Raw genomic sequence first — 12,345 nt, forward strand, 5'->3', positions numbered from 1 at the left:
CCAGAGGTCCTGGAGCGGGTCGTGGGTCACGACCGCTCATGATCGTCGAGCTGGTGACCCTCCGTGGCTCTGGCACCAAATGTGATCCAGAACCACTTTTCAGCCGTCGCCGACAGACGATCCGTCAGAACTACTGTGGCGAGAGCGACAGCAGGACCCCTGAAGAACGCTACTGGCCGCGAACCATGCCGTGACAGGGGGAACACCCGACAGGTCATGTTGACGCGTGCCTGTCCGGCGGGCTTCGGTGTCGCACGTCGGCGCCGGCCCGCCCACCCCCGAGGCGAAACGGATCTCGCCCACCTTCGCCGCCAGCAGCGCCCCAGCCGGGCGGTGTCAGCCGTGTGGCGCCTCGTGTCAGCGACGGGGCCGGGGGGGTGTCGCCTCGTGCCAGTGAGCCGCTCACGGAGGCGCACAGGGGCCGGGCGGGTTCCCTACGGAGGTCCCGGCCCAGCCTATTACCCATGCTGCCGCGGCTACCAGCGCATACCGAGAGCGTCGAGTTCCGCACGCCGTTCCGCGCCGAGTTTGTCGGCCCGGCGGCGGGCGTTGTCCACGAACAGGCCCAGCTTGACCTCTGTCACCGACCCGTCGGGCTCAGCGAGCCGCTCAACGTGCCCCCTGCCAGCCTGGAGGCTTCCCTCGCGGGCGTGGAACTGCCTCGCGGCCCGAATGCTGACCGCCCACTTGTCCGCCCGCGTACGGGGCGCCGAAGGCGCCTCGTCAGGCTCTGCCGGCTCCAGGTGGAGCATGTTCTCCAGCATCCAGACCTGCGCGGGCAGCAGCCCATCCCAGCCCAGGCGCTGCGCCTGGACCCACGCGCCCAGGTCCTCGCCCTGGACGGTGCCCTGCCCCGGAGCGGGCAGTGCCTGGCCTGCCTCGATGAGCCTGCGGCACGGCCGGTAGCAGCGCTGCCAAGCCACCGGCCAGGCCGGGCACCAGGACGCGTCGATCGCCTCCAGCGCATCGCGGCGCTCCTCTGACAGCGCGCCAGCGGTGGAACCGACCGGCAGCCCCGCCTCGCGCCGCTGCGCGATGGCATCCGCGAGCCGTCCGGCGGTCCGCTGATTCTTCGCCCAGGTGTGAGGTCTCAACTTTTCATGGGGGTGACGGCAGCGGCGGGCTTGCGGTGAGCAAGGCCGCGGCGTGAGAAGCGCGGCCAGCAGATCTCGCTGTAGACCGCCGAGAGTGCGGTAAGGCAGCGACAGCCAACCTGGGGTGGTTTGCATGCTTCCGGCCGAACCTCTTCAACCGCCTCGACAGAGGCAGTCACGTCGCTCATCAGGTGCTACTTCCTTGATCGAGAGTTACACCGAAGACCGTACAGGCCCCGGCCTGACGTGCACGGATGAGAATTTCGACAAGGGCACGCCCCGAGTGCTACTGCCACCGCCAGATGCTCGGCGCGATCCGGTGCCTGGTCGACAACGGCGTGAAGTGGCGGAACCTGCCCGCGGACTTCCCGCCCTGGAAACGCGTGTACGCGTTCTTCCGCCGCTGGCGGGACAACCGTCTGATCCGCGAGCTCCACGACCGGCTACGTGACCCGGTAAGGAAAACGGAAGGCCGGAACACCGAGCCGACCGCGGCCGTGGTGGACTTGCAGTCGGTGAAGGCCGACGCCACCGTCAGGAACGACTCACGCGGCTTCGACGGCGGCAAGAAAATCAACGGGCGCAAGCGCCACCTGATCGTGGACTGCCTCGGGCTGCTGCTGACGGTGCTGGTCACGCCGGCTTCCACGACCGACCAGGAGGCCGACGCGACGATACTCCCCGTCCTGCGGGAAGGCTTCCGGAAACTGCGGCTGGTCTGGGCCGACAGCGGCGATGCCCCCATCCGTATGTCGGCATTGACGATCACGGCCGACCCGGGTGGGCTTGGCCGGAGCCTGCCCCGGGACGGGCGGTCGGATCCTCGACCGCGGAGTGCAGGGCGCGGAGTTGCAACGGCCGGGCGGGTCACGCCACGCCCGGCTCGGGTACCGCGGCCTCCCGGGCGCGGGCGACCAGGCGGGCGGCGCCGACAAGGCCGGCGGCACCGGCCAGGCCGCGCTCGAGCACCTCGGAGGGGTCGTCTCCGCCCGCGCCGCGCACGGCGTCGGCGAAGTGGTGCATGTCCTTCTCCATGAGCAGGTGAACGTGCTCGGCCAGCTCCGGGGTGATGTCGCCGCCGAGGGCTCGCAGCGCCGAGCTGCCGCCGCTGCTGGTGTTGATCACGTCGATCAGGGCGGGGAGGTTCAGGCCGACCCGCGACGCCAGACCGAGGACGTCCTCGGCGTTCTTCATGTTGGTGATGGTCAGCGCGTTGTTGAACAGCTTGGTGAACTGCCCGGCGCCGACAGGGCCCATCAGCGTGACGGTGCCGCTGAACGTGTCGAACACCGGTCGGGCCCTGTCGAACACGTCCTGGGTTCCTCCGGTGAAGGTGGTGAGGGTGCGGGCGCGGGCGCCGGGGCTGCCGCCGCTGACGGGCGCGTCGAGGTAGCCACCTCCGGCCCGCGCCACGTGTTCGGCGATACGGACCGCCTCGGCGGGGTCGCCGGTGCCGTGGTTGACGATGATCGTTCCGGGGGCGATCGCGGCCAGCAACCCCTGACCGTCCAAAATTTCCCAGATGTCCGCGTCGTCGCGCAGACACAGCCCGATCAGCTCGGCGGACGCCCCCAGATCCGCCACGCTGCCGTGAACGGTGTGCGGGACCCTCTCCACCGCCGCCAAGGAGGCGGAACGCCGCGCCCACACGTGCAGCTCGAAGCCATGCTCGCCGATGGCTTCCGCCATCGGGCCACCCTGGTCACCGAGACCGATGAAACCGACCCTGCTTATTGTCGCCGTCATCACTCACTTCTTTCGTTGTTTTCAATGGTTCAGGTGAGGCACGGGGGGGGTGGGGGGATCCCGTGGTGCTCAGCGGACGATGTCGCTCGCCAGCTCCCAGAGGCGCTGGGCGTTCTCCGGGTCCAGCGCATAGGCGGCCACGCCGGGGACGCCGAATTCGGTGGGCCGGGCGAGGACGACGGGCGCCTCGTTGACGTCCTCGAAGTAACGGCCGCCGACGCCTTCGACCAGCGGGGAAGCGGCGAGGAACACGGTGGTTGCGGCGCCCTGCCCGATCGTCTTGCGGTAGGGCTCGGGGGCCCGCAGACCCCCGGTGTGGCGCTGGAGGTTGGTGGCGATCGCACCGGGGTGCAGAGAATTGGCCGTGATGCCGTCGCCGGACCAGCGGCGCTGCGCCTCGACGGCCAGGAGGACATCGGCAGTCTTGGACTGGCCGTAGGCGGCGAGCGCGTCGTACGGGCGGAAGCGGAAGTCGATGTCGTCGAAGACGACGGGGGAGAAGAGATGGCCGCTTGAGGAGACCGAGACCAGGCGCGCGCCGTCGCCGTCGGCGAGGGCGCGGTGCAGCCCCAGGGCCAGGGCGAAGTGCCCCAGGTAGTTGGTGGCGAACTGCTGCTCGTGGCCGCCGATGCCCCGCTCGAGCTCCGGCGGCATCATGATGCCGGCGTTGTTGATCAGGATGTGCAGCGGACCCTGCCAGGCGGCCGTGAACGCCCGCACCGACTCCAGGTCGGCCACGTCCAGGCGCGCGACATGGATTGCCTCGTTCCCGGTGGCCCTGCGCAGGTCGGCCGCGACCCGCTCGCCGGCCTCCGGACGGCGGACGGCGAGCGTGACCTCGGCGCCGTTGGCCGCCAGAGCGCGGGCGGTCTCCACGCCGATGCCCGAGCCGGCCCCCGTGACGATCGCCCGCCTGCCTGACAGGTCCACGCCTTCGATCACCTCCGAGGCGGTGCTGTCGCGGTCGTACGGGGTCGTGAAGAGCTGAGACATGTGAAGCATTCCTCCGGTCGTTCCGAACGTGCACCCTCAGCCTGCGCCGAACGCCGTGGGACGCACCAGGACGGGCTGAGACTGGGACTGACAGGGCCACTCACGAGCCCGGAGCGCGCTCGTAAGCTGGAACGATGACAGCCGCCGCAGACGCCAACGCACTGGGCCGGTATCTGCGCGCCCGCAGGGAGCTGGTCCGGCCCGACGAGGCCTGGGATCAGGGTCACCGGCGCGTCCCGGGGCTGCGGCGCGAGGAGGTCGCCTTCCTCGCGGGGATCAGCTCCGATTACTACAACCGCTTGGAGCAGGGCCGCGACAAGAACCCCTCGGAGCAGGTCCTGCGCAGCATCGCCCGCGCCCTGCAGCTGGACGAGGAGGCGACGACCTACCTTTTGGAGATCGCCACACGCAAGAGCCCCCGGCGCAAGCGTCCCCGCAAGCCCGAAAAGGTCGGCGACGGCATCCGCGCGCTCATCGACTCCTGGCCACTCACCCCGGCGTACGTCCACGGCAAGTACATGGACGTCCTGGCCGCCAATAGCCTCGCCATCGTGCTCTCACCGTTCAACGCGCCCGGGCGCAACGGCATTCTGGCCGCGTTCCTCGAGCGGGAGATGCGGGAACTCCACCGGGACTGGGAGGACATGACCGCCCGGGTCGTCCCGTACCTGCGCTCGGTCGTCGGCGCGGACATCGAAGACCCGCGTCTTGTCGAGATCGTCGGAGAGCTCTCCCTGCGCAGCGAGCGCTTCCGCACTCTCTGGGCCCGGCAGGATGTCAAGCACAAGACCACCGGCACCAGCCTCCTCCAGCACCCGCAGGTAGGCGCTCTGGAACTGCACTACGAAAAGCTGCTGGTCCCGGGCACTGATGGGCAAACGCTGGTCACCTACCACGCGCAGCAGGGCAGCCCCTCCGAGGAATGCCTGCGCCTGCTCGCCAGCATGAACGCCCCTGACCATGTCAGCGGTACAGGGGCCGCAACCGACGGGACCCGAGGGCCTGGGCGCACCATGCCCTGACAGGGCCGCTCCCGGGTGTCTCTGCCGGTGTATGCATCCCTCCGGCAATCGGACCCGCGAGACCGGGATGCAACATGCACTCGGGCGGGATTGCCACTCGGTGCTCATCGACCCGGATACGCGACCCGGCTCCAGGACCGCACGGGGCATTTCGTATTCCGGATGATTCCCCGTAGATAACCGTGTTTCCCTTGGACGGCGTCGACGTCCTACGGTCGATGACGTGAACAATGAGCTCTTTCAGCGTGGCCACTGATTCCCAATCACGATGTCAAGTCGCTGTGTGTCTGGTTCATGCGGCCATGGAAGTGGGTCGAGGCGCGACGGTTTCGAAGGTGCGGTGGTCGCGTATCAGCGCCCACAGAACGTTCAGGCGTCGGCGGGCGAGCGCGAGCACGGCCTGCTTGTGGGTCTTCCCTTCGTCTCGTTTGCGCTGGTAGAACGCTTTGGACTCCGGGCAGTGGGTGGCTGCGACCTGTGCGGAGAGGTAGAACATCCGCAGCAGGCGCCGGCTGTAGCGGCGCGGGCGGCGCAGGTTGCCGCTGACCTTTCCCGAGTCGCGGGGGATGGGCGCGAGGCCGGCGACGCCGGCGAGGCGGTCGGGACTGCCGAAAGCCGTCATGTCACCGCCGGTGGCGGCGATGAACTCGGCGCCGAGCGTGGTGCCGATGCCGGGCATGCTTGTGATCACTGTCGCATCGGGATGCTCACGAAACCGGCTCTCGATCAGGGCCTCGAGTTCCGCGATCTCCTGGTCGAGGGCCATCATCTCCCTGGCCAGGGTGTGGACTATCTTTGCGCTGGTCTTCTCTCCGGGGACGGCGGTGTGCTGGGCCTCGGCGGCGGTGACCGCGGCGTCGGCGGCGCTCTTGGCGTAGCTGCTCACACGGACGCCGTGGTTCTTGAGCCAGGCCGCCAGGCGACTCCGGCCGATTCGCCGCAGTGCGGCCGGCGTCTGGTAGCCGGTCAGCAGGATGAGGGCCGTCTTGGATGTGCTGTAGTCGAAGGCCCGCTCCAGGGCAGGGAAGTATTCCAGTATCTGCGCGCGGAGCCGGTTGATCGCGCGGGTGCGGTCGGCGGACAGGTCCATGCGGCGGGCGGTGAGGATCTTCAGGTCGACCGCGATCTCACTGGTCTCGGCCAGGGGGTGGAGGTCGCGGCGCATCCTGGCCTGGTCAGCGATGACGAAGCCGTCCTTCGCATCGCTCTTCCCGTCGCCTTTGTAGGCGGCAGAGGCGTGATGGATGGTGCGTCCGGGGATGTAGACCAGCTGCTGCCCATGGCTGACCAGCAGAGTGATCCATAAGGCAGCTCCGCCCGCGTTGAGGTCTACCGCCCAGGTCACCGGACCGCCATCGGCCAAATCCAGGACGTCGCCCAGTAGTTGCAACAGGTCTGCCTCGTCGTTCTGGACTCGACGGGAGAGGAGCTTCCTCCCCTCAGCATCGAGTGCCGTGCAGTGGTGCTCGGCCTTGCCCGCGTCCGTCCCCGCCCACAGTTGCGGCACCCGGTCCTCCTTCGTCGTGGGGGTGTGCCCAGCAGACGACCTCGCCGACGCATCCATACGAGCGATTCAGTTCGCGTATCCCAATCAGCGGCCGAGTCGTCGCGGGGTGCTGGGCGGCCAATCAGTGGAAGCCACAACCACGGCTATCGGGTGACAGCCATACCCAGCACCCCTGGGTGTCCTGATCGTACGAGTGACCCGGATCAGCCCACGAAGAAAGGTATGGATCGGGTGACGGGATCGATGCCCGCAACGCACGAGGCTCCTGTGCCGTTGGGGGAGGTGTTCGAAGTCTCAACCCACCGGCACAGGAGCCGCGTTGGTTCCGTATTCTGCCGCACTCGACCTGCCCCACGCCTTGGTCGAGTGAGTCTCAATGATGGTGTCAAGCCGATTGGGTGGCTGGTGGGGTGAGCGTGAAGTGCCTCCTGTCACGGAGCATGGCCCAGAGGACGTCGACTCGGCGGCGTGCTAGGGCGAGCAGCGCCTGAGTGTGGATCAGTCCTTCGGCGCGCTTTTTGAGGTAATAGTTCCGGGATGGGCCGGGGCGCATCATGGCGGTTTGGGCGGCCATGTAGAAGACGTGCCGCAGACGGCGGTGGTAGCGCTTGGGCCGGTGGTGGTTGCCGGTCCGGCGGCCGGAGTCGCGCGGCACCGGGGCCAGTCCCGCGTGAGCGGCCAGCCGGCCGGCGTCTGCGTAGCTGGACAGGTCTCCGACGATGGCGAGAAGCTCGGCCCCGAGGACGGGCCCCATGCCCGGCAGGGATTCGATCACTTCGGCGCGCTCGTCGAGGCGGAACGCCTCGCGGATCTCCCGGTCGGTGTCTTTGATCAGTTCGTCGAGCATGAGGAGCTGGTGGGCGAGGTCGCTCACGAGTTTGACGGCTCGCTTTTCGCCCGGCAGAGCTGTCACCTGGGATTGGGCAGCTTCGAGCGCACGGGCAGCGACCTCGTCTGCACCACGGACCGCACGTCGTGCCAGCCAGTCCGCGAGCTGCCTGACGCCGGCTCGTTGCAGGGCGGCCGGGGTCTGGTACTCAGTCAGCATGACGACCGGTCCCCTGGCCGCTGAGTAGTCGAAGGCCCGCTCCAGAGCGGGGCAGATGCCAACCAGGGCATCGCGCAGGCGGTTGATCAGTCGCACCCGGTCGGCGATCAGATCGGCTCGATGCGCGGTGAGTAACTGGAGATCAGCCACGGTCTCGTTCGGCAGGCTCAGGAATGCGAAGTCCCGGCGCATGCGCGCGGTGTCGGCGATGACCAGGGCGTCCTTGGCGTCGGTCTTCCCTTCGCCGCGGTAGGCGCCGGACATGCGGTTGACCGTGCGTCCAGGCACGTACACCACGCTTTGGCCGTTGGCGATCAACAATGCAAGCAGCAAGGTTGAGGCCCGGCCGCAGATGTCGACCGCCCATCGAACCTCGTTGGCCATCTCGCATGCTGCGACGATCAGGTCCAGGATCTCGTCTTCGCCATTGACGACCTTCCTTGAAAGCACCTTCTCTCCGGTGGCGTTGACTCCGACAGCCCAGTGATGGGCCTTGCCCGCGTCGATGCCGATCCATACTTGCTCATGACGTTCAGTCACCGTCGTCGCTCCGTTCCCCAGGAAGCAGCACCTTCAGGGTCCGGGAACACTCCGCCGCCAAGCCCTTAACCAGCGATGACCGCAGTTCTCAATCAGCAGCCGGAGCGTCCCGGAGGACCGGGCAGCCACTCACTCGGAGCCATCAACGGCAGGTCACCATCAGCTACACCCAGTCCTCCCGGACCGCCACCATTCTTAAGGGGTCACCATGCTCATCGTCACCCGTGAGGGTGACCGCCGCTGCAAGCTCCCACCGCACCAGCGTGCCCTGGTCGGCCTGGTATACCTGCGCCGACACGACACCCTCGCCCAGCTCGCTGCCGGGTTCGGCATCTCCGTCGGCACCGCCCACGCCTACACGACAGCCGTCGTCGACCTGCTCGCCGACCGCGCACCCGGTCTGCTGCGCGCCCTGCGCGAGGCTAACCCGGACTACGTCCTCCTCGACGGCACCCTCGCGGAGTGCGACCGGGTCGGCGACAGCCGGGCCGATTTCTCCCACAAGCACCGCCGACACGGGGTAAACGTGCAGGTGGTGACCGACCCGGTCGGCCAGTTGCTGTGGATCTCGCCGACGCTGCCCGGCCGCGCACACGATCTCACCGCGGCCCGCGCCCATCGGATCATCCGGATCTGCGAACGACAGGGCGTTCCCATCCTTGCCGACCGCGCCTACATGGGAGCCGGCCCCTGGGTGACGACGCCCCTCAGACGCCCACCGGGACGCGACCTCACACCGACCCAGCAATCCGTCAACCGAGCGCTGTCCACAGCACGGGCGCCGGTCGAGCGTGGCATCGCACGACTGAAGTCGTGGCGGATCTTCCGCAGGTCCCGGTGCAGCCCGAATCGAATGACGTCCATCGCCGCGGCCGTCCTCACCCTGGAGCGGCACCGCTGAAAGAGCTCCCTGACCAGCAGATCCGTCGCGATCACCGAGGTTCTCTCGCCGCGCACAAACCGCTCGCCGGCCTCGTACGGGATCCGCTCCCGAAACCGCCGGCGCTGCGCGGTCAGCCCACCGCCCTGTGCGTACCGCATGCCACCGGCCTACCGCAGGGATCAGCACACATCACTCCCGACAACAACCCGAAGAGATCAGTAGGCGTTGGCGCTGGCGTGCCCATGGGTCGATGACGATCCGCAGTGCATGGCGCAATCCTGCGCCTGCCTTGATCGGTGCGTGCCTGCGATCGGCTGACCGCAGGCACGGCCCGCCCCTGCCGACTGTGCCGGGGCTGCCTCGGAGCAGATCAGCGCGCTTCCGAGCCTTTTGGGGCTACTGGAACGTGCCGCCGGTGACCAGGAGGCTCTGTCCGCTGACCCATGCCGTCAGGTCGGATGCGAAGTACTCGGCGGCGTCCGCGACGTCGTCGACGGAGCCCATCCGGCGGCCGATGCGGCCGGACTGGGCGACGAACTTGCGCACCGGGTGGTCGGGGTCGAACGCCGTGAAGACGCCCGCGGCCTCGATGGCTGTTGGAAGGACCGAGTTGACGGTCACGCCCCGGTCTGCCAGCTCTTGTGCCAGGACTCCCACGGCGTAGCACGGGGCGGTCTTGCTCGAGCCGTAGAGGCCTTCGCGGGCCACCGGCACCGCAGTGGTGCTCGACCCGACGTAGATGATCCTGCCGTTGTCCGCGACGGTGCGGGCGGCGGCCTGGAGCGTGAAGAAGGCTCCCTTGGTGTTGATGGTGAACAGCCGGTCGAAGTCCTCTTCGGTGATGTCGACGAAGTCGATGCCGATCTTCTCGACGCCTGCGTTGGCGACGGCGATGTCGATCTGCCCGAACCGTGCGACGGCCTCGTCGAAGAGTTGCCGGATGTCGGCGACGGAGGACACGTCCGCCTGGACGGTGATGGCCTGCCGGCCGAGATTCTCGATCTCGGCGGCGGTGGCCTGTGCCGAGTCCTTGTCGGAGGAGTAGTTGACCACGATGTTCGCGCCGAGGCTGGCGTAGCGCAGGGCGATGGCCCGGCCGATGCCTCGTGCGGAGCCTGTGATCACTGCGGTCTTTCCCGTCAGATCGGTCATGGGAATCGTGCCTTTCCGGGACGCGTGTGGATGATGGTGCGACTGCTTCGTGGCCCTGAGAGGGGCTCGGGGTGGCAAGAAGGAAGGGAGTTGCTGCGTGGCTGGTGTGCCGGGCGCGACGTCTGCGGCGCGGGCTGGTGGGCGCTGACTGGTGGGTGGCCGGTCAGCCCTGTGCGATGCGTGAGATGTGCTGCCAGTCGGCCCAGGTCTTGAGCCGCTGTGCGTACAGCGGCTCGACGATCTCGAGGGGCTCCGTGCCGAAGAACACCCGCAGCGGCGGGTTGTCGGCGTCGACGACCTGCAGCAGGGCGGCTGCCGCGTCGGCAGGGTCGCTGTAGCGGGCGTCGCCGAGTCGGGTTGCGATGGCCGCGCGGATCTGGTCGTAGGCGGAAAGCTGTGCGGCGTGCGTCGCGGAGGAACCGGCCCAGTCGGTGGTGAAGCCGCCGGGCTCGACGATGGTGACGTGGATGCCGAGGCCTGCGACCTCCTGGGCGAGGGACTCGCTGAAGCCTTCGAGCGCCCACTTGGAGGCGTGGTAACCGCCCAGCGAAGGGAACGCGGCGACACCTCCGGCCGAGGACACCTGCACGATGTGGCCGCTGCCCTGTTCGCGCAGGGTCGGCAGCACGGCCTGGGTCACCCAGAACGCGCCGAACAGGTTGGTCTCCAGTTGGTCGCGCAACTGCTGCTCGGTGATCTCCTCGACCATGCCGAACAGGCCATAACCTGCGTTGTTGACGACGATGTCGAGACGGTCGAACGTCTCGACGGCGGCGGTCACGGCGGCGGTGACGGCTGCCTTGTCCGTGACGTCCAGCGCCAGCGGCAGTACCCGATCGGCGCCGTACTTACCGACGAGGTCCGCCAGCGAGTCGATGTTCCTGGCCGTCGCTGCGACCTTGTCGCCGCGTTCCAGCGCGGCCTCGGCGAAGGCACGGCCCAAGCCGCGCGACGTACCGGTGATGAACCAGACCTTGCTCATGATGTCTCTGCATATCCATGTTTGATGGTCCGGGCGGGCTGTGCCGCCCGGGTCGAATCCCCCCGCGGCTGTTCCTGGGGCCCGCAGGCCCGAGGAACAGCTCTGCCTGTCGCGGGCGCGGCCGGTGCGGACACCGGCGCGCCGGGGAGAGGTGCGGCGGATGTCACCGCTCTTGGATGAAGTGCTCGGACACCGTCCACAGGCGTGCTGCGTTGTCCGGGTCCAGGGCGTACGGCGCGACGCCGGCGACGTTGGTGCCGCGCTCCGTGACGGGCCGCGCCTCCGCACAGTCCTCGTAGTAGCGGCCGGTGACCCCGGCCACGGTCGGTGAGGCGGCCATCAGAACCGAGGTCGCGGCGCCCTGTTCGACCGTCTTGCCGGGCGGGAAGGCGAGCTCGCCGGCGGCGAGCAGGCCCGCCACGGCCTCCATGTCCGTGTTCCGGGCCAGTCCGGTGTCGCCGACGTTGCCCGGCATCACCGCGTTGGCGGTGATGCCGTCGCCGGCCCACCGCTTGGCGGCCTCGACGGCGAAGAGGGTCACGGCGGTCTTGGACTGCCCGTATGAGGTCCACGGGTCGTAGGGGCGGTAGCGGTAGTCGAGGTCGTCGAAGACGACCGGCGAGAACTGGTGGCCGATGGAGCTCACCGCGACGATGCGGGCGTCGCCCGCGGCGGCGAGCGCCGGGTGCAGGCCGGTGGCGAGCGCGAAGTGGCCCAGGTGGTTGACGCCGAACTGCCATTCCCGGCCCTCGGGCGTCCGGGTGATCTGCGGCGGGGACATCACGCCCGCGTTGTTGACCAGGATGTGCAGCGGGCCGTCCCAGTCCGCGACGAACTGCGCGATCGAGCTGCGGTCGGACAGTTCAAGCCGACCGACGGACAGCTTCCCCGCACCGTCGGGCAGGTCCGCCGCGATGCGGGCCGCCACCGCGGCGCCCGCGTCAGCGTCTCGGACGGCCAGGGTGACGTCAGCACCAGCCGTGGCGAGTGCGCGAACGGTCTCCACTCCGATGCCGGAACTCGCGCCGGTCACGACGGCCCGACGGCCGTGCAGATCGACACCGTCGATGACCTCGGCGGCCCTCGTGGTCGCTCCGAACGTCTGCGCTGTGGACATGGGGTTCTCCTGTCGGGAAGGGCCGAGGACCACCGGGGCGGCTCACTTGCCGCGCTGATGCGACACCTCGGCGAGGGTGGGTGTTCGTAGCGGTCGCGCCGCTGCTCGGATGGATCGGTCAGACGGGAGGCAAGCGAGCCGACGGGGACCGCCCGCGCGCCCTACCTGCAGAAACCTCGCGTTCTGCCGTCCATCTCCTCCATAACTAACTGGATAGATACCCAGACCGTAGGGACCGTCGCCCACCTTTGTCAATAACTA

Annotated in this window: 10 protein-coding genes and 2 pseudogenes; 3 read left to right on the forward strand and 9 right to left on the reverse strand. The window is 68.6% G+C overall.

Going from position 1 to position 12,345, the window contains the following annotated elements; translation table 11 throughout:
- Positions 1-476 precede the first annotated feature (476 nt).
- Positions 477-1,094, reverse strand: a complete 618-nt coding sequence (locus ACWCQS_RS44175; RefSeq protein WP_351222007.1) for a helicase associated domain-containing protein — start codon at positions 1,092-1,094, stop codon at positions 477-479.
- 302 nt (positions 1,095-1,396) lie between these two features.
- On the opposite strand from ACWCQS_RS44175, the pseudogene ACWCQS_RS44180 reads away from it, so the two are divergent.
- Positions 1,397-1,768: pseudogene (locus ACWCQS_RS44180) on the forward strand (transposase); the annotation flags it as partial.
- Between the two features lie 193 nt (positions 1,769-1,961).
- On the opposite strand, the gene ACWCQS_RS44185 reads toward ACWCQS_RS44180, so the two are convergent.
- Together ACWCQS_RS44185 and ACWCQS_RS44190 are read right to left on the reverse strand one after the other, a co-directional pair.
- Positions 1,962-2,840: an NAD(P)-dependent oxidoreductase gene (locus tag ACWCQS_RS44185; RefSeq protein WP_351222008.1), complete on the reverse strand. Its 879-nt coding sequence runs from the start codon at positions 2,838-2,840 to the stop codon at positions 1,962-1,964.
- A gap of 69 nt (positions 2,841-2,909) precedes the next feature.
- Positions 2,910-3,833 carry an SDR family NAD(P)-dependent oxidoreductase gene (locus ACWCQS_RS44190; RefSeq protein WP_351222009.1) on the reverse strand — a complete coding sequence of 308 codons (924 nt, stop codon included), beginning with the start codon at positions 3,831-3,833 and terminating at the stop codon, positions 2,910-2,912.
- A gap of 134 nt (positions 3,834-3,967) precedes the next feature.
- Here ACWCQS_RS44190 and ACWCQS_RS44195 point away from each other — a divergent pair, with 134 nt between their 5' ends.
- Entirely contained in the window at positions 3,968-4,855 is an 888-nt protein-coding gene (locus tag ACWCQS_RS44195; protein WP_351222010.1) for a helix-turn-helix transcriptional regulator, read from the forward strand.
- Positions 4,856-5,147: 292 nt separating this feature from the next.
- Here the strand turns inward: ACWCQS_RS44195 and ACWCQS_RS44200 are convergent, their stop codons facing one another.
- Together ACWCQS_RS44200 and ACWCQS_RS44205 are read right to left on the reverse strand one after the other, a co-directional pair.
- Positions 5,148-6,362 (reverse strand): IS110 family transposase, encoded by a 1,215-nt coding sequence (locus ACWCQS_RS44200; RefSeq protein WP_451009763.1) that lies wholly within the window; start codon positions 6,360-6,362, stop codon positions 5,148-5,150.
- Positions 6,363-6,747: 385 nt separating this feature from the next.
- A complete protein-coding gene (locus tag ACWCQS_RS44205; RefSeq protein ID WP_451009764.1) occupies positions 6,748-7,950 on the reverse strand; it encodes an IS110 family transposase in 1,203 nt (400 codons plus the stop codon).
- 208 nt (positions 7,951-8,158) lie between these two features.
- Between ACWCQS_RS44205 and ACWCQS_RS44210 the strand changes: the two genes are divergently transcribed.
- Positions 8,159-8,851 carry a transposase family protein gene (locus tag ACWCQS_RS44210; RefSeq protein ID WP_351222013.1) on the forward strand — a complete coding sequence of 231 codons (693 nt, stop codon included), beginning with the start codon at positions 8,159-8,161 and terminating at the stop codon, positions 8,849-8,851.
- An 11-nt stretch (positions 8,852-8,862) separates the two neighbouring features.
- On the opposite strand, the pseudogene ACWCQS_RS44215 reads toward ACWCQS_RS44210, so the two are convergent.
- The 4 genes and pseudogenes from ACWCQS_RS44215 to ACWCQS_RS44230 form a co-directional block, all read right to left on the reverse strand.
- Positions 8,863-8,991 (reverse strand): annotated as a pseudogene (locus ACWCQS_RS44215) (IS630 family transposase); the annotation flags it as partial.
- A gap of 238 nt (positions 8,992-9,229) precedes the next feature.
- Entirely contained in the window at positions 9,230-9,985 is a 756-nt protein-coding gene (locus ACWCQS_RS44220) for an SDR family oxidoreductase (RefSeq protein ID WP_351222014.1), read from the reverse strand.
- 163 nt (positions 9,986-10,148) lie between these two features.
- A complete protein-coding gene (locus tag ACWCQS_RS44225) occupies positions 10,149-10,967 on the reverse strand; it encodes an SDR family NAD(P)-dependent oxidoreductase (protein WP_351222015.1) in 819 nt (272 codons plus the stop codon).
- Positions 10,968-11,130: 163 nt separating this feature from the next.
- Positions 11,131-12,084: an SDR family NAD(P)-dependent oxidoreductase gene (locus ACWCQS_RS44230; RefSeq protein ID WP_351222016.1), complete on the reverse strand. Its 954-nt coding sequence runs from the start codon at positions 12,082-12,084 to the stop codon at positions 11,131-11,133.
- Between the last annotated feature and the right edge of the window lie 261 nt (positions 12,085-12,345).

Source organism: Streptomyces sp. NPDC002076 (genome assembly GCF_053593835.1).